We start from the raw sequence: 19,113 nt of genomic DNA on the forward strand, positions 1-19,113 counted from the left end.
TTCGGCGGAGGCGGGATTATGCGTTGCGCAGTTCGTGCGCCCAGGCGCCGACGTCGGCCAGCGGCCGCAGCGCCTGGGTGGCCTGCGCGTCGCGCAGCGGCTTCACGGCCACTTCGCCACGCGCCAGCTCCTCGTCGCCAAAGATCAGCGCGAAGCGGGCACCGCTGGCGTCCGCCTTCTTGAACTGCGACTTCATGCTGCCGCGCCCTTCGGCGCCTCCCGGGTGCATGACGACGGCCACTCCGGCCGCGCGCAGCGCTTCCAGCACGGGCACCACGGCAGGCAGGGCGACTTCCGACGGCACGATGGCGTAGGCACCCGGTGCGGCCGAAGGCGCCTCGATACCCACGGTCTCCAGCAGCAGCAGCAGGCGCTCCAGCCCCAGGCCCCAGCCGACGCCCGGCGACGGCTTGCCGCCGAGCTGCTCGATCAGGCCGTCGTAGCGGCCGCCGCCGCACACCGTCGCCTGCGAACCGAGCTTGTCGGTCGTCCATTCGAAGACGGTGAGGTTGTAGTAGTCCATGCCGCGCACCAGGCGCGGATTGATGCGGTAGGCCAGGCCGACGGCATCGAGCACACGGCGGACGCCGTCGAAGTGCGCCATCGACTCGGGGCCAAGGAAGTCGATCAGCCGCGGCGCCGCATCGACCATCGCCTGCATCGCAGGGTTCTTGGTGTCGAGCACGCGCAGCGGGTTGCTGTGCAGCCGGCGCCTGGCGTCGTCGTCCAGCAGGTCGGCGTGGGCTTCCAGGTGGCGGATCAGCGCTTCGCGGTGCGCGCGGCGTTCGTCGGGCTGCCCCAGGCTGTTGATCTCGAGCGTGATGTCGCGTCCTTCCACCAGGCCCAGCTCGCGCCACAGCGAACGCGTCAGCAGGATGATCTCGGCGTCCACGTCGGGGCCGGGAAACCCCAGCACCTCCACGCCGACCTGATGGAACTGGCGGTAGCGGCCCTTCTGCGGCCGTTCGTGGCGGAACATCGGGCCGACGTAGAAGAGGCGCCGGCCGCCCTCGCGCAGGAAGCTGTGCTCGACCATCGCTCGCACCACGCCGGCCGTGCCTTCGGGGCGCAGCGTGAGCTGGTCGCCGTTCAGCCGGTCCTCGAAAGAGTACATCTCCTTCTCGACGATGTCGGTCACCTCGCCCAGGCCACGCACGAACAGCGCCGTCGGCTCGACGATGGGCGTGCGCACGCTCTGGTAGCCGTAGCGCTGCATCAGCGAGCGCACGGTGGCCTCCACCCATTCCCAGCGCGAGGAATCGGGCGGCAGCAGGTCGTTCATGCCTTTGACGGCACTCAGTCGTTCAGCCATGTCTGGAATGCGATTGAGGAGCGCGATGTGCGCTCCGGTTCGGCGGGAAGACGGACAAAGTCAGCGCATCAATGCGCTTGCGCCTCGGCGCCGAAGCGGCGCTCGATGTAGCCCTCGACGATCTTCTGGAATTCGGTGGCGATGCCCTCGCCGCGCAGCGTCATCGCCTTCTCGCCGTCGATGAACACCGGCGCGGCCGGTGCTTCGCCGTTGCCGGGCAGGCTGATGCCGATGTCGGCATGCTTGCTTTCGCCCGGGCCGTTGACGATGCAGCCCATCACGGCCACCTTGAGGGTCTCGACGCCCGGATAGCGCGCCTTCCACACCGGCATGCTGGCGCGCAGGTGGTCGTCAATCTGCTTGGCCAGCTCCTGGAACGTGGTACTGGTGGTGCGGCCGCAGCCGGGGCAGGCGGTGACGCTCGGGTTGAAGCTGCGCAGGCCCAGCGCCTGGAGGATCTCGCCGGCCACCACCACCTCTTGCGTGCGCGCCTCACCGGGCTGCGGCGTCAGGCTCACGCGGATGGTGTCGCCGATGCCCTCCTGCAGCAGGATGGACAGCGCCGTGGCCGAGGCCACCGTGCCCTTGGTGCCCATGCCGGCTTCGGTGAGGCCCAGGTGCAGCGCGTAGTCGCAGCGGCGGGCCAGCGCGCGGTAGACCGAGATCAGGTCCTGCACGCCGCTGACCTTGCAGCTGATGATGATCTGGTTGGCATCGAGGCCGATGTCCTGCGCATAGGCGGCCGACTGCAGCGCCGACTGCACCAGCGCCTGGTACATCACCTGCTTGGCATCCCACGGCTGCGCGCGGCGGCCGTTCTCGTCCATCAGCGAAGCCATCAGCTCCTGGTCGAGGCTGCCCCAGTTGACGCCGATGCGTACCGCCTTGCCGTACTTGGCGGCGGCTTCCACCATCATCGCGAACTGGCGGTCTCGCTTGTCGCCCTTGCCGACGTTGCCGGGGTTGATGCGGTACTTGGACAGGGCCTGCGCCATGTCCGGGAACTCGGTCAGCAGCCGGTGGCCGTTGTAGTGGAAGTCGCCGATCAGCGGCACGTCGATGCCCATGCGATCGAGTTGCTCGCGGATGTGCGGCACGGCCTGCGCGGCCTCCGGCGTGTTGACGGTGATGCGCACCATCTCGGAGCCCGCCAGCGCCAGGTCCTTGACCTGGATGGCCGTCTCGATCACCTCGACCGTGTCGGTGTTGGTCATCGACTGCACGCGCACCGGGGCATCGCCGCCGACGGTGACGACACGGTCGCCCCAGACCACGCGCGCCTGGCGCGAGCGGCGCGGCGCCGGCCGGGCGGCATCGATCATTCCTTCGGGATCGTCCAACATCGGGGTCGAAGAGTCTGGCTGGGCGGCTGTGTTCATGGCGGTCACTGGAGTTCGAGCCGAGCGACGTTGTCCCGCGTGGCCGAGACGTCGACCGGCTGGCCGCGGAAGCTCACCTGCGTGCCGGCGGCGTTGCCGATTGTCGCGCGCAACGGCATCTGGCCGTCGAGGCCCACGGTTTCGCCGGGCTGCAAGGTGCGGGACAGGAGCACCCGGCCACCGCCGTCGCGCACCTCGATCCAGGACTCCGCGGTCGCGCGCAGCACCAGCGGCCCGGCGACCAGCGCCGCCGCGCCCCCGCCGGCGCCGGACGCCGCAGGCGCCGGGACGCTGGCCGCGGGCGCTGCCGCCACCGGCGCAGGCACCTCGGCCGCCGACGCGGGCAACTCCGCCGCCGAAGGCACCGAGTGCACCGTCTCGATCGCTGCCGACGCCGCTTCGACCGCCTCGCCCACCGCCGCCGAGGCCCCCGCAGCCGACGACGGGATCACCTCGTCGGCACCTTCCGATACCGACGGACCTCCGAGCCAGCTCGGCGTCAGCCCCTCCGGCACGAGGTAGACGACCAAGGCGGCCACCAGCATCAAGCCCGCGCCCCAAAGCACCGGCTTCTGCAGGACGGCCCATTCCGGCGGATCGCTGCGGGAAGGCCGCTCGCGGAACGGCTGGTTCAAGCCGGTGCTGACGTCCGCCAGGGCCCCGCCCCGATCCGACCTGTGCGGCAGCAGCGCCAACACGGGATCGGCATCGATCTTCAACGTCCGGCAGACGGTCTTCGCCAGGGCCCGGACGAAGGTCATGTCCGGCAACTCCTCGTACCGGTCGGATTCGAGCGCCTCGAGCTTGCGCGGCGTGACCTTGATCGACGCCGCGAGCGCGGCGACATGGATGCCCTGCTTTTCGCGGGCGGCCTTCAGCAGCGACCCCGCCGTGGCGGCGACAGCCTCACTCATCGAAGTTTCCTCTTTCGAACGCCAGGGCCGGCGGCGACTGGGGGAACCTGGCCAGCAACTGCCGCCCCCACTCCTCCACGCCGCCACGGTTGCCGAGCTTGCGCTCGATGCGCACCGCCAGCCACAGCGATTGTTCGTTCGACGTTTCCTGGCGAAGGTTCACCCGCCGCACGTAGAAGCGGGCACGCTCGTACTCGCCGCGCAGGTACAGCACTTCGGACAAGTTGATGGCGGTCGTCGGATTGCCCGGATCGATCTCATAGGCGCGGGCGAGCGAGCGCTCTGCCACGTCGAGCTGGCCGCTGCGCGCCTGGCAGACGCCCTGTGCGAGCAGCGTGCGCACCTGATCGCGGTACTGGGGCACCGCCATCGCCGCATCAAACTGCTGCTGCGCGTCGGGAAACCGCCGGTGCTGGCACAGGAACCAGCCGTAGTTGTGCCTGGCGTCGCCATCGCGAGGGTTGAGCTGCAGCGCACGCCGGAAGCTGTCGTCCGCCAGACGCTCCTCGCCCATCGCCGCGTAGATCAGGCCCCTCAGGTTGTAGGCCTCGCCCATGTCCGGCCGCGAATTGAGGGCCTGCTTGACTTCGTCGAGGGCCACGTCCATCTGTTGGCGGCCGAAGTAGCCGGCGGCCAACTCCAACCGCAGCCTCGCACGGCGGTCGGCATCGGTCTGGTCGGACGCGGTCCGGAGCTCCTGCGTCGAACCCTGCAGCTCCGGCTGACCGGGCGGCTGGCCTGCACAACCCGCCAGGGCCGCGAGCGCTGCCAGCACGCCGGCGATACGGCGCACGTTCAACCAGCCCTCCGCCCCTGCGGGCGGCCTCCTTCGCGGGCGGTCGGCACCGCCTCGATCCGGATGGGCGGGCGAGTCAGCCGCTGATGCGCCCGGGTGCGGTCCTGCACCTCACCGGCCAGCTGGCCGCAGGCGGCCGCGATGTCGTCGCCCCGCGTACGCCGCACGGTCGTGACGATGCCGGCGTTCAGCAGCACCTGCGCAAAGGCCGAGACCCGCTCGGCCGGCGAACGCAACAGCCCCGACGCGGGAAAAGGATTGAAGGGAATCAAGTTCAGCTTGCAAGGCACCGCAGGTGCACCGGCCTGGCCATTGACCAGCCTGACCAGCGCACGCGCCTGCTCCGGTGAGTCGTTCGCACCATCCAGCATGCAGTACTCGAAGGTGATGAAGTCGCGCGGCGCGGCCTGCAGGTAACGCTCGCAGGCGGCCATCAGTTCCGCCAGCGGGTACTTGCGGTTCAAGGGCACGAGCTGGTCGCGCAGCGCATCGTCGGGCGCATGCAGCGAGACCGCCAGCGCCACCGGGCAATCCTCGCGCAACCGGTCCATCATGGGCACGACGCCGGAGGTGCTCACGGTCACGCGGCGGCGCGACAAGCCATAGCCATGGTCGTCGAGCATCACGCGCAGCGCAGGCACCAGCGCACCGTAGTTCTGCAGCGGCTCGCCCATGCCCATCATCACGACGTTGTCGATGGCGCGCTCGCCGGGCGCGAGCTTCAGACGCTGGCGCAGGTGGTGCTCGGCATGCCACAGCTGGGCCAGGATCTCGCCGGTGGACAGGTTGCGGCTGAAACCCTGGTGCCCGGTCGAGCAGAAGCGGCACCCCACCGCGCAGCCGGCTTGCGACGACACGCACAGCGTGCCGCGGTCCGCCTCGGGGATGAAGACGGCTTCGACGGCATCGCCCGCACCGACGTCGAACAGCCACTTGATCGTGCCGTCCGCAGAGGCCTGCTCGCTGATGATCTGCAGGCCCTGCACGGCGGCCTTGCCGGCCAGCTTGTCGCGCAGGGAGCGCGCCAAATCGGACATCTGCGCAAAATCGGCAGCGCCCTTCTGGTGAATCCAGCGAAAGAGCTGGACGGCGCGGAAGCGCTTTTCGCCCAGCCCTTCGCAGAAGGCCGCGAGGCCTTCGAGGTCGAAATCCAGCAGGTTCACACGCCCCGGAGCCACGCCCCCGCCCGCGACGGTGTCGGCAACTGCGGCGGGCGCCTTCGGAGCGAGTGCGGCCATGCGGACTTCGCAGCCGGTCAGCGGCTGTAGACGTTCATGCCGGGGAAGAAGAACGCGATTTCGACCGCGGCCGTTTCCGGGGCGTCGGAGCCGTGCACGGCATTCGCGTCGATCGAGTCGGCGAAGTCAGCGCGGATCGTGCCCTTGTCGGCCTTCTTGGGATCGGTGGCGCCCATCAGGTCGCGGTTCTTGGCGATGGCGCCTTCGCCTTCCAGCACCTGGATCATCACGGGACCCGAGATCATGAAGCTGACCAGGTCATTGAAGAACGGACGCGCCTTGTGCACGGCATAGAAGGCTTCCGCCTCGCCCTTCGACAGATGCGCCATGCGCGCGGCGACGACCTTGAGGCCGGCGCCTTCGAAGCGGGCGTAGATCTGACCGATCACGTTCTTCGCGACGGCGTCGGGTTTGATGATCGACAGAGTACGTTCGATGGCCATGAAAATCTCTCCTGAATCAATAACTTGGCAAAGCCTTGGATTGTAACCCGACGTTCGTGCTCACCGACCACGGCGGCCGCCGTTGCGCCCCTTCGGGCCACCCCCGCCGCCCTTGCGATGAAAGGCGTCCGCGCCGATGTAGCCGACCGCCGTCTGCATCGGATCCGGCTCGCGCGGGCCGCCGCGGCCAGCCCCGCCAGCCTTGTTGCGGCCGCCCCCAGCACCCTTTCGGGGCACCCCTGCGCCGGCCTTCTGGACCAAGCGCTTGTCGTAGGTCTGCTGCAACGGGTTCGGGATCGGGCCGTCCTCGCTGTATTCACGGCGCGGCGCGTTGTGTTCGCGCATCAGCCGCTTGTCATAGGTCTGCTGCAAGGGATTGGGAATGGGACCGTCGTCACCGTACTCGCGGCGCGGCTGGCGTTGCTCGCGGATGGCGCGCTTGTCATAGGTCTGCTGCAGCGGATTGGGAATAGGACCGTCCTCGCGCTCACGTCGCGGACCGCGGTTTTCGCGCAGCGCGCGCTTGTCATAGGTTTGCTGCAGCGGATTGGGGATTGGGCCATCCTCGCGGTCGAGCCTCGGTGCGCGTGCGTTCTGGCGAGCCTCTCGCGCCAGCCGCTTGTCGAAGGTCTGCTGCAGCGGATCGGGGATCGACGGCGTGCGCTCGCGCGGACCCCGGCTGCCCCGAGCGTCCTGGCGATCGCCCCGCTCGCCGCCACGCTCACGCTGCTGCTGGCCGCCCCGCTTGCCGCCGCGGGCCGTCTTGCCGTCGCGGCCGCCATCGCCCTGCCGAGGCTCCTTCGGCCCCCGTGGCTGCTGCCCGATGAGGCGGCGCAGCATCCTGACATCCGGCTCCTCGAGATCCACCCAGACCCCACGCTTGAGCCCGCGCGGCAGCACCACGCTGCCATAGCGGATGCGGATGAGGCGGCTCACGGTCAACCCGACCGCGTCGAACAGCTTGCGCACTTCGCGGTTGCGCCCTTCGTTGATCACGACCTTGTACCAACGGTTCAGCCCCTCGCCGCCACCGTCTTCGATGCTCGTGAACGCGGCCTTCTGGCCTTCGATGTCGACACCCGCCAGCAACTGGCCGCGCGCCTCTTCGCCCAGTGTCCCGAGGACACGCACCGCGTACTCGCGCTCGACGCCGAAGCGTGGATGCATCAGCTGGTGCGCCAGGTCGCCCGACGTCGTGAACAGCAGCAGGCCTTCGGTGTTGATGTCGAGCCTGCCCACGGACTGCCACTTGCCGTGTTGCAGCCGCGGCAGCTTGCGGAACACCGTGGGGCGCTGCTGCGGATCGTCGAGCGTGACCACCTCGCCCACCGGCTTGTGGTACGCGATCACCCGCGCCGGCGCGGGCGCGATACGGACCCGGATGGGCTTGCCGTTGACCTGGATGCGATCGCCCCAGGAGATCCGCTGGCCGGTGTGCGCAGGCTCGCCATTGACCGTGATCTTGCCGTCGGCGATCAGCTGCTCCATGTCGCGGCGCGAGCCGACGCCGGCCTGTGCAAGCACCTTGTGCAGCTTGGGTGCGTCGGCCTCGGGCGCGAGCACACGCTTGGCGTGCTCGTCGGGCGCTTCGTCGTCCCTGCCCCCATCGACCTTTGCCGCCTCGTCGGCCGCGCCCGCGTCGGCGACGACGGAAGCCCCCTCCTCGCCGACCGGCTCGGCGGGCGACTCATCATGCCCGGCATCGCCCTCGAGGCCGACGGCCGCCGGCCGCTCCGCGGCATCATCGAATGCCCCGGACAGCACCTCTGCGAACAGGGCGCCCGTGTCCGGCCGCGCCGCGGGCACCACCGGCGCCTTGGGCGCGCCGCCGGCCGGCGCTTCGCCAGCGGCTGCAGCCACGCGCTCGCCCCGCTCCTTGCGCCCGCGGCGCCGGTTGCGGGACCGGGAAGAACGCTCGCCCTGCGCATCGACCACCGGGGCGCCGGCCGCCTCGGCGGTCACCTCCGCGGACGGCTCTCGCTCGGGCGACGCCGCCGGTGTCGTGTCACCGGCAGCCGGGGCATCGAACCGGGGAACCGGCGCGGCGCCCGTCGCGTCGGCAGCGGCTTCCGCCACGACCTCCGCGCCCTCAGGCGCCTTCGCCACCTTCGGCTTGCGAGGCTTGCGGGCCGGCTTCGGCGCGTCGGCGGCCTCGACCGCCGTCACAGGCTCGGCCGTCGCCGCACCGGGCGCCTCGGCCTCGGCCGCGGCCTGCGACACATCGGCCGCGGCCGCCTTGCGAGGCGCACGACGGCGCTTGGGCTTGGCCTCACCCTCGGGAGCAGGATGAGACGCCGTGGCGTCCGCAGGGACGTCGGAGGGCAGATCGGAGTCGGTGGCGTTCATGCTTGCGCTTCGGGAGAAGGGGGAGTGGCGGTCGGCGGGGAGGAAGTTCCGGGGGCGGCCGGCACGGACCCGGCTGCGAGGTCTGGGGCCGCTTCGGGAGCCGGGGTGTCGCTCTCGCCGCCGTCGAGCAGCGAAGGCTGGTCGGCCAGGCCCGTGGCCAGCAGGTCGACGGCCGCCGGATGGCCTTCGAGCGGCGGCAACTGGTCGAGGCTGGCCAGACCCAGGTCGTCGAGGAACTGCCGCGTCGTGGCATAGAGCGCCGGGCGCCCCGGCGCATCCCGATGCCCGATCGCCTCGATCCAGTTGCGGTCCTCGAGCTGCTTGACGATCTGGCTGCCCACGGTGACGCCGCGGATGTCCTCGATGTCGCCGCGCGTCACCGGCTGGCGGTACGCGACGATGGCCAGCGTCTCCATGACGGCCCGCGAATAGCGGGGCGGCTTCTCCGGATGGAGGCGGTCGAGGTACTCGCGCATCTCGGGCCGGCTCTGCAGGCGCCATCCGGAGGCCAGCGCGACGAGCTCGACCCCCCGGCCCTCCCAGTCGCGCACGAGTTCGTCGAGCAGGCTGCGCAAGGTGTCTGCGCCGACCTGGTCATCGAACAAGGCACGCATGTCGCGCAGCGCCAAGGGCTGCTGCGCGCAGATGAGCGCGGTCTCGAGGACGCGCTTTGCATCCTGTGTGTTCATCAACTCAGCTTGAGGGGCGCCGATCGCTGTCGGCGGCGTTCACAACATGGACGGATCGATCAGATTCCGGCGGCGCTTGCTTGGGCCCTGTGGGGCCGCTGCTCTTGGCGGATCGGGGGCTCGTCGGTGCAACGCTGGCGAATGGGGCCTGCCGCATACCGTGAAAGCCGGAGCCGGTTCGAGTACTGAGAGACTTCGGCAGCCTTCACCAACGAACCCGGCGCATTGGAGCGGCATTGTAGCGCCCAGACGCCGCAATCAAGCGGACGGCGCCGGGCCATCACCACAAATCTTTTCCCACGCCTCGCGCAGGTCCGCCGGCGGCGGAGCAGAAAAGGCCAGCGGCTGGCCGCCGATCGGATGGGCAAAACGCAGGTCCGCCGCGTGCAACGCCTGCCGCGCCATGCCCAGCACGGGGCGCCCGCCGTACACGGCATCACCCACGAGCGGATGCCCGCGCGAAGCCATGTGGACGCGGATCTGGTGCGTGCGCCCGGTGTGGAGCGTGCAGCGCACCGCGCACACGCCGTCGCGGCCACCGAGCCTTTGCACATCGGTACGCGCCGGCTTCCCACCGGCCACCACGGCCATGCGCACCCGCGACTGCGGATCCCGGGCGATCGGGGCCTCCACGGAAAACGGCACGGCGGGCACATCGCCGTGCACCAGGGCCAGGTAGGCGCGATGCACGTCGCGCGCCGCGATCGCCCGCGTCAGCGCCGTCATGGCCTGCAGCGTCTTGGCCACCACCATCACGCCGGAGGTGTCCTTGTCGAGCCGGTGCACGATCCCGGCGCGCGGCAGGTCGAACGCGCCAGCGTGGTGGGCGAGCAACCCGTTCAGCAGCGTGCCGCTCCAATGGCCTGCGGCCGGATGCACCACCCATCCGGCCGGCTTGTCCACGACGAGCAGATGCGCATCCTCGAAGACGACCGGCAGGTCCATCGGCTCGGCACGGAACGACCGGCTCTCCGCCGTGGGCACCAGCGTCACCGCAACCGACTGCCCGAGCTTCAGGCGGCGCGAGGCGGTGTCCGCCACGACTCCGTCGACCCGCACATGCCCCCGCTCGATCAGCGACTGCAAATGGCTGCGTGAAAACTCGCCGGCGTGCGCCACGAGCACCTTGTCGAGCCGCTCGCCGTGGGCAGCCTCGTCCACCCGCCAGCAACGTGTTTCGGCCTGCGCCTCCGAGTCGGCATCGTCGGCATCGGCCTGCAGGGTCAAGGAGGCTTCCGTCACCGGCAGGTCGCCGGGGGAGCTCGAGGGGGCAACCATATAATTCGCGCTCGATTTTTCAGCGGAGCCGGATCCTTCCCGGCGCAGACGATGACCGTTTCCCGACCCGCGCAACGCGCAGCCCGTTGGCTCGCGATTCCGGCGCTGGCCAGCGCCCTGGCGCTCGGTGGCTGCAGTTCCACGCCCAAGGAAGACCCGAACTCGCAGCAGGCGGTCGACAAATTGTACGAAGACGCCAAGGACGACATCTCGTCGGGCAACTTCGAGCGCGCGACCAAGACCCTCGAACGGGTCGAGGGCCGCGCCGCCGGCACGCTGCTGGCACAGCAGGCCACGCTGGAACTGGCCTACGTGCACTACCGGACCGGCGAACGCACCGAGGCGCTGGCGGTGCTCGACCGGTTCATGAAGCTGCACCCGTCCAGCCCCGCCTACGACTACGCGCTGTACCTGCGCGGCATCATCAACTTCAACGACAACCTCGGCTTCCTCGGCAGCCTTTCGCGCCAGGAACTGTCGGAGCGCGACCAGCAGGCCTCGCGCGACTCGTACCAGTCGTTCAAGCAGCTGGCGGACCAGTTCCCCGGCTCGAAGTACGCACCCGATGCGCGTGAGCGCATGAACTACATCGTGAACGCGCTGGCGGAATATGAAGTTCACGTCGCCCGCTACTACTACCGCCGTGGCGCCTACGTGGCCGCCGCGAACCGCGCCCAGCAGGCCACGCAGGAGTTCCAGCGGTCACCGGCGGTGGAGGAAGCCCTCTACATCCTCGCGATGAGCTACGACAAGCTCGGCCTCGTGCAGTTGCGCGACGACAGCGAACGGGTGCTGAAGCAGAACTTCCCGGACAGCCGCTTCGTCAGCGAAGGCCTGCGCGAGCGCGAAAAGGCCTGGTGGCAGTTCTGGTGACCTGAGCCGCGCGGGGGGCGCCCATCGCTAGGCGTCGTGGTGCAGCGCCAGCGCCCGCAGCCAGTCCAGCGCCTCTTCCTCGCTGGCCGCCTGGGTCATCGGCGGCAGCGCCGAACGCAGCCGGCGCCCATAGTTCATTTGCGCCATGCGCGGGTCGCACACCACGAGCAGGCCGTGATCGGTCTCGCTGCGGATCAGGCGCCCGGCCCCCTGCTTCAGCGAGATGGCGGCATCGGCCACGAAGCATTCGCTGAACGCATTGCCGCCCTGGTTTTCGATGCGCTTGACCCGCGCCTCGACCAAGGGATCGTTCGGCGGCGGGAACGGCAGCTTGTCGATCAGCACGCATTGCAGTGCGTCGCCCGGTACGTCGATGCCCTCCCAGAAGCTCTGCGAGCCCACGAGCACGCTGGCGGGCCGTGCGAGGAACTGCTGGATCAGCGAGCGCTTGGGCTGCTGGCCCTGCACCAGCACCTCGATGGCCCCGCCCGCCCAGGACAGCTCGTCGCGCAGCGACTGCGCGATCGTCTGCATTGCCCGCAGCGTCGTCGTCAGCACGAAGGTGCGCCCCCCCAGCGCCTGCGCGCAGCGGGCCGCCAGCCGCCCCACCTCCTCCGGATGGCGGCTCTCGTTCGGCTTGGGAAAACGCGGAGGGATCCACAGACGCGCGTGCGCGGCATAGTCGAACGGACTGCCCACGCGCAGCTTGTGCGCATCCTCGAGTCCCGTGGCACCGGTGAACCAGCGCAGGCCGTCGTCGTCACCCAGGGTGGCCGAGGTGAACACCCAGGCCCGCGGGGCCGCTTGGCGCTGCTCGGTCAGCATCTCGCGGATGTCCAGCGGCGCTTCCACGAGGCGCGCCTGCTGGGCGGAGAGGTCGATCCACCGCACGTGCTCGGGCGTCGGCGGTTCGGCGAAGTGGCGTGCGACCTGCGCCGCCTGCTGGGCACGGGCCTGCAGGCGCACGAAGTCGGGGCTGGTCTCGCTCACGACCGACAACCCGTCGACCGCCGCATCGCACGCTGCCGCGACGGCCTCGAGCGCGGCGCAGAAATCGGCGGCCGCCGCGCGCTCGTTCCAGCGCAACTTGATCGACGCGTACACCTCGCGCATCGAGCCGCCCGCGGCCAGGCGCAGTTCGCGCGCCGCGCGGTCGCAACGCGACGCCAGCGCCTGCCAGTCGACCACGCCCCTCGCCTGCTGCTGGCCCAGGCCCAGCATGTCGCGCGCGAGGTCGATGAGCTGGGCCGTGCCGAGCGCACGCCCGAGGAACTGCGTGCCGACGTCGACCAATTGGTGCGCCTCGTCGAACACCGCCGCGTCCACGGTGGGCAGCAGTTCCGCCACGCCGCTGTCGCGCAGGGCCATGTCAGCGAAGAACAGATGATGGTTGACCACCACCAGGTCGGCACCCATCGCGTCGCGCCGCGCCTTCATCACATGGCACTCGCGGTACCGCGGGCACTCCGTGCCCAGGCAGTTGTCGCGTGTCGAGGTGACCAGGGGGATCACCGGCGAACGCTCGTCCAGCCCATCCAGCTCGGCCAGGTCGCCGCTCGCGGTCGCCTGCGACCACTGTTCGATGCGTGCCAGCGCGCGCAGCGCGAAGCGGTCGGCCAGCGACACGGTCTCCCGCGCCAGCGCCATGCGGTGCAGGCACAGGTAGCTGCCGCGCCCCTTCAGGAGCGCCAGCGTCACCGGCACGTTCAGGGCCTCGCGCAGCCTGGGCAGGTCGCGCAGGAAGAGCTGGTCCTGAAGGCTCTTGGTCGCCGTGCTGACCAATGCACGCCGGCCCGAGAGCAGCAAGGGAATCAGGTAGGCGAAGGTCTTGCCCACGCCCGTGCCGGCCTCGGCCACGAGGCTGCCGCGCGTCTCCAGCGCCTGGGCGACGGCGGCAGCCAGCTGCAGCTGGCCTTCGCGCGCCACATAGTGGGGATCGGCCTTCGCCAACGGGCCGTCGAGCGCAAACGCCTGCTCGACCGCCTCCGCCAGCGGGAGGCCCGCCTCGCTGGACGGGCTTCGGGCCAAGTCGGCGAAACGCGCGGCCCAGTCTTCGTCGTCGAGCGCGCCGGATGCTGTATGGGCCATCGGCTCCCCGATGGGCAAGTCGTCGCTCACGCGGGCTCGGGCGGGTCGAGTTCGGCTTCGAGCCGCGCGATCTGGTCGCGCAACAGGAGGCGGCGCTTCTTGAGCCGGCGCAGCGACAGATCGTCTGCGGACTGCTCGCCAGCGAACCGATCGATCGCACTGTCGAGGTCGGCGTGTTCCATGCGCAACTCGATCAGGAGGCGTTGGGGCGAGTGCAGGTTGTCGATCATGGCAGCCGGTGAAGTTTAGGCGACAAGCCGGCGCTGCTGGCGGCCACCCATCCCGTATATTGCTGCGATGTTGATGTACAAGCCCCCGCCGGCCGGCTCCACCGGCCACCGCCTCTCCGCCGCCACCGGCATCCACCGGGGCGACCGCGCCTACCAGCAAGACCAGGTGGAGCTGCTGGCGCATCCGCGCGCGGCGGGTTGTGCACTGGCGGTGCTGGCCGACGGCATGGGTGGCAAGAGCGGTGGCCGCAAGGCCGCCGACCAGGTACTGCTCACCGCACGCCAGCTGTTCGAACGCTTCATCCCGGGCCGTGACGATGCCGGCGAGACGTTGAAGCAGCTGGTGCTCGAAGCGCACCTGATGATCAAGCTGACCGCCATCACGGCGGAAGAGGAGCCGCACAGCACCGTGGCGGCGTTCCTCGTCCAACAGGATCGCAGCTGCGTCGTCATCCACGCCGGCGACTCCCGCGTCTACCACTTCCGCGGCCCGAACCTCATCTCCCGCACGATCGACCATTCGTTCGTGCAGCGACTGATCGACGAGGGCCGCCTGGCGGAGGACGAAGCCAACAGCCACCCGCAGTCCAACCTGCTGACCGGCTGCCTCGGGACCCAGCAGGATCCTCCGATCACGCTGAAGGCCATCGAGCGGCTGGAAGTCGGCGACAGCCTGCTGGCCTGCAGCGACGGCCTGTGGCACTACTTCACCCCGCAGGAGCTGGGCACGATCATCGACGCATTGCCGCCGCGCGAAGCCGGCGAGATGCTGGTCAGCAAGGCCCGGCAACGGGCCCGCGGCGGCGGCGACAACCTGTCGCTCGCCCTGCTGCGGGTCGATGCGCTGCCGCGGAGCACGGCCGCGGCCTGAACCGCCGGCTCAGGGAATCGCAGGCGGCGTCGGCAGCCCCGGCGCCGGCGGGCGTTGGACATTGCGCTGCTCGACCTTGGCGCGATGCGCAGCGGCCTCCGAGGCCCGCCGTGCCTGCGCGGCAGCCCGGTCGGCCGCAGCCGCCTCCTGCGCCTGCCGATCCGCCGGCTCACGCGGCACAGGAGGCTTGCGCGGCACAGGAGGCTTGCGCGGCGCTTTCGGTGCGGCAGGCGACGGCGGCGGCGAGGCGCGTTGCGGGGCGCTGGCCGCCGCCGCATCGGCGGCAGCCTTCTCGCGCTGCCGCCGTTCGATGGTGGCCAGGCGGTCGGCCGCACGCTGCCTTCGCTGGGCCTCGTCGAGCACGACACGCTCTTGGCGCAGGCGCTCCATCACCTTGCGCCGCTCGGCGCGCGCCTCGTCCACACAGGCCGTCACGACAAACTGCTGCTGGCACGCCGCCTGCCGCTCGCGGTAGGCCGCTTCGGCCGCAGCCTCCTCCCTGCCGATGCGCGCACGCTCGTCGGCGGCACTCGTGGCCTGCGCTGCGGCGGGCACTTGCCACAGGCCCAGCGCCACCAGCAGCCAGCCGACGGGCTGCCGCAGCGCGATGACAACACTCGGGCGCATGTCCGGCCGTTCAGGTGATGCGGGTGTCGACCTCGCGCCGCTCCAGCGCCAGGAACTCGGCCGACTGCATCTCGTTGAGACGGGAGACGGTGCGAGGGAATTCGTGCGACAGCGGCCCTTCGGTGTAGAGCTGCTCGGCGGGCACGGCGGCCGACATGATGAGCTTCACCCGGCGATCGTAGAGCACGTCGATCAGCAGGGTGAAACGCCGCGCCTCGCTCGCGAGCCGGGGCGGCATCTCCGGCACATTGGACAGCAGGACGGTATGGAACTGGCTCGCGATCTCGAGGTAGTCGTTCTGCGAGCGCGGGCCGCCGCACAGCTGCTTGAAATCGAACCAGACCACCCCGCCAGCCTTGCGCCGGGCGGGGATCTCGCGCTGCTCGATGTGCAGCACGGGTGCTTCGTCGCGGACTTCGGCGAGGCCCTCGAACGCCCGCGTCAGCGCGGCATCCGCCGACGCGTCGAGCGGCCAGTGGTACATCTCGACCTGCTCCAGCGTACGGCGGCGGTAGTCGGTGCCGTTGTCGACGTCGATCACCTCCAGCTTCCTGTTCAGCAGGTCGATGGCGGGGAGGATGCGGTCGCGGTGCAGGCCGTTCGGGTACAGGTCGTCCGGCCGGAAGTTCGACGTGGTGACGATGCTCACCCGGTTGTTGAACAGGGCCTCCAGCAGCCGGTGCAGGATCATCGCGTCCGTCACGTCGGCGATGTGGAACTCGTCGAAGCAGATCAGCCGGAAGCGGTGCGCAATGCGCTTGCCCAGTTCGTCGAGCGGGTTCTGCAGGCCCTTGAGCTCCTGCAGCTCACGGTGCACCTCGCGCATGAACTCATGGAAGTGCAGCCGCGTCTTGCGGCGCAGCGGGACGGACTGGAAGAAGCAGTCCATCAGGAAACTCTTGCCGCGCCCGACGCCGCCCACCATGTACACGCCGCGCGGGATGGGCGGCCGGCGCAGCAGCCGCGTCACCGCGTTGCTGCGCTGGGCCAGGTAAGCCAGCCACTCGTTCTCGCAGCGCTCGAGCGCCGCGATCGCGCGCAGCTGGGCCGGATCGCTCTTGTAGCCGCGCTCGGCCAGCTGCGCCTCGTAGACCTGTCGGACGGCCATCGGACGTCAACCCACGCGCCGCGCCGCGCCAAGGGCGGCCTGCACCCCTTCGCAGGGGCGCGAAGCGGCGCAGCCGCAAGCTCCGGGGCTCGACATGCCGCTCAGAAATTGAGCGTGCGCTTGTCGACAGCCAGCGCGGCTTCCTTGGTGGCTTCCGACAGCGACGGGTGCGCGTGGCAGATCCGGGCGATGTCTTCGGCGCTGGCCTTGAACTCCATGGCCACCACGGCTTCGGAGATCAACTCGCTCGCGAACGGCCCGACGATGTGCACGCCCAGGATCTCGTCGGTCTTGGCATCGGCCAGGAACTTGACGAAGCCCGTCGTGTCGCCGAGCGCCCGCGCGCGGCCGTTGGCCATGAACGGGAAGCTGCCGGCCTTGTAGGCGCGGCCTTCGGCCTTGAGCTGCTGCTCGGTCTGGCCGACCCAGGCGATCTCCGGGCTCGTGTAGATCACCCAGGGGATGGTGTTGAAGTTGACATGACCGTGTTGGCCGGCGATGCGCTCGGCCACGGCCACGCCCTCTTCTTCCGCCTTGTGCGCCAGCATCGGGCCGCGCACCACGTCGCCCACCGCCCACACGTTGGGCAGGCTGGTCTTGCACTCGGCGTCGACCATGACGGCGCCGCGCTCGTCGAGCTGCAGGCCCACGGCTTCGGCGTTCAGGCCGATGGTGTTGGGCACGCGGCCGATCGAGACGATCAGCTTGTCGACCACGAGCTTCTGCTCGCCACCCTTGGCGTCGGTGTAGGCGACCGTCACGCCCTTCTTGTCGCTCTTGATGTCGCCGATCTTCACGCCCAATTCGATCTTCAGCCCCTGCTTCGCGAAGGCCTTGCCGGCTTCCTTGGCGACCTGCTCGTCGACCGCGCCGAGGAACACCGGCAGCGCTTCGAGCACGGTGACTTCGGCACCCAGGCGGCGCCACACCGAGCCCATCTCCAGGCCGATGACGCCGGAGCCGATGACCCCGAGCTTCTTGGGCACCGCGCCCACGCGCAGCGCGCCGTCGTTCGACAGCACGTTCTTCTCGTCGAACGGCACGCCGGGCAGCGCACGGGCGTTGGAGCCGGTGGCCACGATCACGTGCTTGGCCACGACGGACTCTTCCTCCTTGCCCGCGACCTTGATCTCCCAGCCGCCCTCGGTCGCCTTCACGAACGAGCCGCGGCCATGGAAGAAGGTGACCTTGTTCTTCTTGAACAGGTACAGGATGCCGTCGTTGTTCTGCTTGACCACCGTGTCCTTGCGGGCCAGCATCTTCGGCACGTCGATCGACAGGTTGTCCAGGCCGATGCCATGGTCCTTGAAGTGGTGGCCGGCCTGCTCGAAGTGCTCGCTCGACTGCAGCAGCGCCTTGCTGGGGATGCAGCCGACGTTGGTGCAGGTGCCGCCGGGCGCGGGGCCGCCCTTGTCGTTCTTCCACTCGTCGATGCAGGCGGTGTTGAAGCCGAGCTGCGCCGCACGGATGGCGGCGATGTAGCCGCCGGGGCCGCCGCCGATCACGACGACGTCGAAAGTCTTGTTAGCCATAGAGAGTCAATCCAGTCGCGTCCAAGCAGACGCCGCGGAACCGGCTTCGCCGGGCCGCTGGCGGCGCCCCCTTGAGGGGGAGCGGCGCGAGCCGCTCCGGGGGTGGGTCAAATATCAAACAGGAGGCGGGCCGGGTCTTCCAGCGCTTCCTTCATCGTGACCAGGCCCAGCACGGCTTCGCGGCCGTCGATGATGCGGTGGTCGTAGCTCATCGCCAGGTAGTTCATCGGGCGCACCACGATCTGGCCGTTCTCGACGACGGCGCGGTCCTTCGTGGCGTGCACGCCCAGGATCGCGCTCTGCGGCGGATTGATGATCGGCGTCGACAGCATCGAGCCGAAGGTGCCGCCGTTCGAGATGGAGAACGTGCCGCCGGTCAGGTCGTCGAGCGACAGCTTGCCGTCGCGCGCCTTCTGGCCGAACTCGGCGATCTTCTTCTCGATGTCGGCGAAGCTCATCTGGTCGGCGTTGCGCAGGATGGGCACCACCAGGCCGCGCGGCGAACCCACCGCGATGCCGATGTCGAAGTAGCCGTGGTAGACGATGTCGTTGCCGTCGACGCTGGCGTTGATGACCGGGTACTTCTTCAGCGCCGCGACCGCCGCCTTCACGAAGAAGCTCATGAAGCCCAGCTTCACGCCATGCTCCTTCTCGAACTTCTCCTGGAACTTCTTGCGCATCTCCATCACCGGGGCCATGTTCACTTCGTTGAACGTGGTCAGGATGGCATTGGAGGATTGCGACTGCAGCAGCCGCTCGGCGACGCGGGCGCGCAGGCGCGACATCGGCACGCGCTGTTCCGGGCGGTCGCCCAGGTTCTGCATCACCGGTGCGGCCACCGGGGGCAGCGGCTTGGCGGCTGCAGGTGCCGCCGGCGCTGGCGCGGCCGCCGGCTTGGCGCCGCCAGCCACCGCGCCCAGCACGTCGCCCTTGGTCACGCGGCCGTCCTTGCCGGTGCCGGTGACGCTGGCGATCGACAGGTTGTTGTCCGCCAGCAGCTTGGCAGCGGCGGGCATCGCCACGTCGCCCTTGCTGCCACCGGCGGCCGCTGGCGCGGCTGCAGGCGCCGCAGCGGCCGGCGCGGGCGCGGCCGCCGGGGCGGCCGCAGGTGCCGGAGCGGCTGCGCCGGCCTTGCCTTCGGTGTCGATCTTCGCGATGACTTCGTCGCTGGCGACGGTGGCGCCATCCTGCTTGACGAACTCGGCCAAAACGCCGGCGGCGGGCGCCGGCACTTCGAGCACGACCTTGTCAGTCTCGATCTCGATCAGGATCTCGTCCTCGGCGACGGCTTCGCCGGGCTTCTTCTTCCAGGTCAGCAGGGTGGCTTCCGCGACCGACTCGCTCAGTTGCGGAACCTTGACTTCAATGATGGCCATGATGGGTTGTGTA

At 69.8% G+C, this 19,113-nt stretch carries 17 protein-coding genes; 2 read left to right on the top strand and 15 right to left on the bottom strand.

Annotation, left to right across the window (positions count from 1 at the left end):
* Window positions 1–16: 16 nt before the first annotated feature.
* The 9 genes from hisS to V4F39_RS19140 all read right to left on the bottom strand — a co-directional run bounded on the left by hisS (window position 17) and on the right by V4F39_RS19140 (window position 10,338).
* On the bottom strand, window positions 17–1,312 hold the full coding sequence (hisS, locus tag V4F39_RS19100; RefSeq protein WP_332291390.1) for a histidine--tRNA ligase: 1,296 nt from the start codon (window positions 1,310–1,312) through the stop codon (window positions 17–19).
* Window positions 1,313–1,380: 68 nt separating this feature from the next.
* Window positions 1,381–2,634, bottom strand: a complete 1,254-nt coding sequence (gene ispG, locus V4F39_RS19105; RefSeq protein ID WP_332291392.1) for a flavodoxin-dependent (E)-4-hydroxy-3-methylbut-2-enyl-diphosphate synthase — start codon at window positions 2,632–2,634, stop codon at window positions 1,381–1,383.
* 62 nt (window positions 2,635–2,696) lie between these two features.
* Complete coding sequence (locus V4F39_RS19110) at window positions 2,697–3,605, bottom strand: helix-turn-helix domain-containing protein (RefSeq protein WP_332291393.1); 909 nt, start codon at window positions 3,603–3,605, stop codon at window positions 2,697–2,699.
* The gene (gene pilW / locus V4F39_RS19115) at window positions 3,598–4,398 is read right to left on the bottom strand and encodes a type IV pilus biogenesis/stability protein PilW (protein WP_332291583.1); all 801 of its coding nucleotides are present in this window, start codon (window positions 4,396–4,398) and stop codon (window positions 3,598–3,600) included. Before pilW ends, V4F39_RS19110 begins: the two co-directional genes overlap by 8 nt.
* 2 nt (window positions 4,399–4,400) lie before the next feature.
* Entirely contained in the window at window positions 4,401–5,639 is a 1,239-nt protein-coding gene (rlmN, locus tag V4F39_RS19120; protein WP_332291395.1) for a dual-specificity RNA methyltransferase RlmN, read from the bottom strand.
* Window positions 5,640–5,656: 17 nt separating this feature from the next.
* Complete coding sequence (gene ndk, locus V4F39_RS19125; RefSeq protein ID WP_332291397.1) at window positions 5,657–6,082, bottom strand: nucleoside-diphosphate kinase; 426 nt, start codon at window positions 6,080–6,082, stop codon at window positions 5,657–5,659.
* Window positions 6,083–6,142: 60 nt separating this feature from the next.
* Window positions 6,143–8,428, bottom strand: a complete 2,286-nt coding sequence (locus V4F39_RS19130) for a pseudouridine synthase (protein WP_332291398.1) — start codon at window positions 8,426–8,428, stop codon at window positions 6,143–6,145.
* Entirely contained in the window at window positions 8,425–9,117 is a 693-nt protein-coding gene (gene scpB, locus V4F39_RS19135) for an SMC-Scp complex subunit ScpB (RefSeq protein WP_332291400.1), read from the bottom strand. The genes V4F39_RS19130 and scpB overlap by 4 nt, the downstream gene beginning before the upstream one ends.
* 258 nt (window positions 9,118–9,375) lie before the next feature.
* Complete coding sequence (locus tag V4F39_RS19140) at window positions 9,376–10,338, bottom strand: RluA family pseudouridine synthase (RefSeq protein WP_332291584.1); 963 nt, start codon at window positions 10,336–10,338, stop codon at window positions 9,376–9,378.
* A 108-nt stretch (window positions 10,339–10,446) separates the two neighbouring features.
* Between V4F39_RS19140 and V4F39_RS19145 the strand changes: the two genes are divergently transcribed.
* On the top strand, window positions 10,447–11,268 hold the full coding sequence (locus V4F39_RS19145; protein ID WP_332291402.1) for an outer membrane protein assembly factor BamD: 822 nt from the start codon (window positions 10,447–10,449) through the stop codon (window positions 11,266–11,268).
* 27 nt (window positions 11,269–11,295) lie between these two features.
* On the opposite strand, the gene yoaA is transcribed toward V4F39_RS19145, so the two are convergent.
* Window positions 11,296–13,386, bottom strand: a complete 2,091-nt coding sequence (yoaA, locus tag V4F39_RS19150) for a DNA repair helicase YoaA (RefSeq protein WP_332291403.1) — start codon at window positions 13,384–13,386, stop codon at window positions 11,296–11,298.
* Window positions 13,383–13,586 (bottom strand): YdcH family protein, encoded by a 204-nt coding sequence (locus V4F39_RS19155; RefSeq protein ID WP_332291404.1) that lies wholly within the window; start codon window positions 13,584–13,586, stop codon window positions 13,383–13,385. The genes yoaA and V4F39_RS19155 overlap by 4 nt, the downstream gene beginning before the upstream one ends.
* A 73-nt stretch (window positions 13,587–13,659) precedes the next feature.
* On the opposite strand from V4F39_RS19155, the gene V4F39_RS19160 reads away from it, so the two are divergent.
* Window positions 13,660–14,457 (top strand): PP2C family protein-serine/threonine phosphatase, encoded by a 798-nt coding sequence (locus V4F39_RS19160; RefSeq protein ID WP_332291405.1) that lies wholly within the window; start codon window positions 13,660–13,662, stop codon window positions 14,455–14,457.
* 9 nt (window positions 14,458–14,466) lie between these two features.
* On the opposite strand, the gene V4F39_RS19165 is transcribed toward V4F39_RS19160, so the two are convergent.
* From V4F39_RS19165 to odhB, 4 genes are all read right to left on the bottom strand, one after another.
* Complete coding sequence (locus V4F39_RS19165; protein ID WP_332291406.1) at window positions 14,467–15,084, bottom strand: hypothetical protein; 618 nt, start codon at window positions 15,082–15,084, stop codon at window positions 14,467–14,469.
* A 10-nt stretch (window positions 15,085–15,094) separates the two neighbouring features.
* Window positions 15,095–16,192: a cell division protein ZapE gene (zapE, locus tag V4F39_RS19170; protein ID WP_332291407.1), complete on the bottom strand. Its 1,098-nt coding sequence runs from the start codon at window positions 16,190–16,192 to the stop codon at window positions 15,095–15,097.
* Window positions 16,193–16,293: 101 nt separating this feature from the next.
* Window positions 16,294–17,724: a dihydrolipoyl dehydrogenase gene (gene lpdA, locus V4F39_RS19175; protein WP_332291408.1), complete on the bottom strand. Its 1,431-nt coding sequence runs from the start codon at window positions 17,722–17,724 to the stop codon at window positions 16,294–16,296.
* A 107-nt stretch (window positions 17,725–17,831) separates the two neighbouring features.
* Window positions 17,832–19,100 carry a 2-oxoglutarate dehydrogenase complex dihydrolipoyllysine-residue succinyltransferase gene (gene odhB, locus V4F39_RS19180; protein ID WP_332291409.1) on the bottom strand — a complete coding sequence of 423 codons (1,269 nt, stop codon included), beginning with the start codon at window positions 19,098–19,100 and terminating at the stop codon, window positions 17,832–17,834.
* Window positions 19,101–19,113 lie beyond the last annotated feature (13 nt).

The organism is Aquincola agrisoli (genome assembly GCF_036621135.1).
GTDB classification, from domain to species: domain Bacteria; phylum Pseudomonadota; class Gammaproteobacteria; order Burkholderiales; family Burkholderiaceae_C; genus Aquincola; species Aquincola agrisoli.

What these genes read in the sequence shown, in the direction of transcription:
- ndk (WP_332291397.1), bottom strand. Translation starts at nt 6,082, where the DNA reads ATGGCCATCGAACGTACTCTGTCGATCATCAAACCCGACGCCGTCGCG.
- V4F39_RS19145 (WP_332291402.1), top strand. Translation starts at nt 10,447, where the DNA reads ATGACCGTTTCCCGACCCGCGCAACGCGCAGCCCGTTGGCTCGCGATT.
- lpdA (WP_332291408.1), bottom strand. Translation starts at nt 17,724, where the DNA reads ATGGCTAACAAGACTTTCGACGTCGTCGTGATCGGCGGCGGCCCCGGC.
- rlmN (WP_332291395.1), bottom strand. Translation starts at nt 5,639, where the DNA reads ATGGCCGCACTCGCTCCGAAGGCGCCCGCCGCAGTTGCCGACACCGTC.
- V4F39_RS19130 (WP_332291398.1), bottom strand. Translation starts at nt 8,428, where the DNA reads ATGAACGCCACCGACTCCGATCTGCCCTCCGACGTCCCTGCGGACGCC.
- V4F39_RS19160 (WP_332291405.1), top strand. Translation starts at nt 13,660, where the DNA reads ATGTACAAGCCCCCGCCGGCCGGCTCCACCGGCCACCGCCTCTCCGCC.
- ispG (WP_332291392.1), bottom strand. Translation starts at nt 2,634, where the DNA reads ATGATCGATGCCGCCCGGCCGGCGCCGCGCCGCTCGCGCCAGGCGCGC.
- V4F39_RS19165 (WP_332291406.1), bottom strand. Translation starts at nt 15,084, where the DNA reads ATGCGCCCGAGTGTTGTCATCGCGCTGCGGCAGCCCGTCGGCTGGCTG.
- zapE (WP_332291407.1), bottom strand. Translation starts at nt 16,192, where the DNA reads ATGGCCGTCCGACAGGTCTACGAGGCGCAGCTGGCCGAGCGCGGCTAC.
- V4F39_RS19155 (WP_332291404.1), bottom strand. Translation starts at nt 13,586, where the DNA reads ATGATCGACAACCTGCACTCGCCCCAACGCCTCCTGATCGAGTTGCGC.
- V4F39_RS19110 (WP_332291393.1), bottom strand. Translation starts at nt 3,605, where the DNA reads ATGAGTGAGGCTGTCGCCGCCACGGCGGGGTCGCTGCTGAAGGCCGCC.
- odhB (WP_332291409.1), bottom strand. Translation starts at nt 19,100, where the DNA reads ATGGCCATCATTGAAGTCAAGGTTCCGCAACTGAGCGAGTCGGTCGCG.
- hisS (WP_332291390.1), bottom strand. Translation starts at nt 1,312, where the DNA reads ATGGCTGAACGACTGAGTGCCGTCAAAGGCATGAACGACCTGCTGCCG.
- scpB (WP_332291400.1), bottom strand. Translation starts at nt 9,117, where the DNA reads ATGAACACACAGGATGCAAAGCGCGTCCTCGAGACCGCGCTCATCTGC.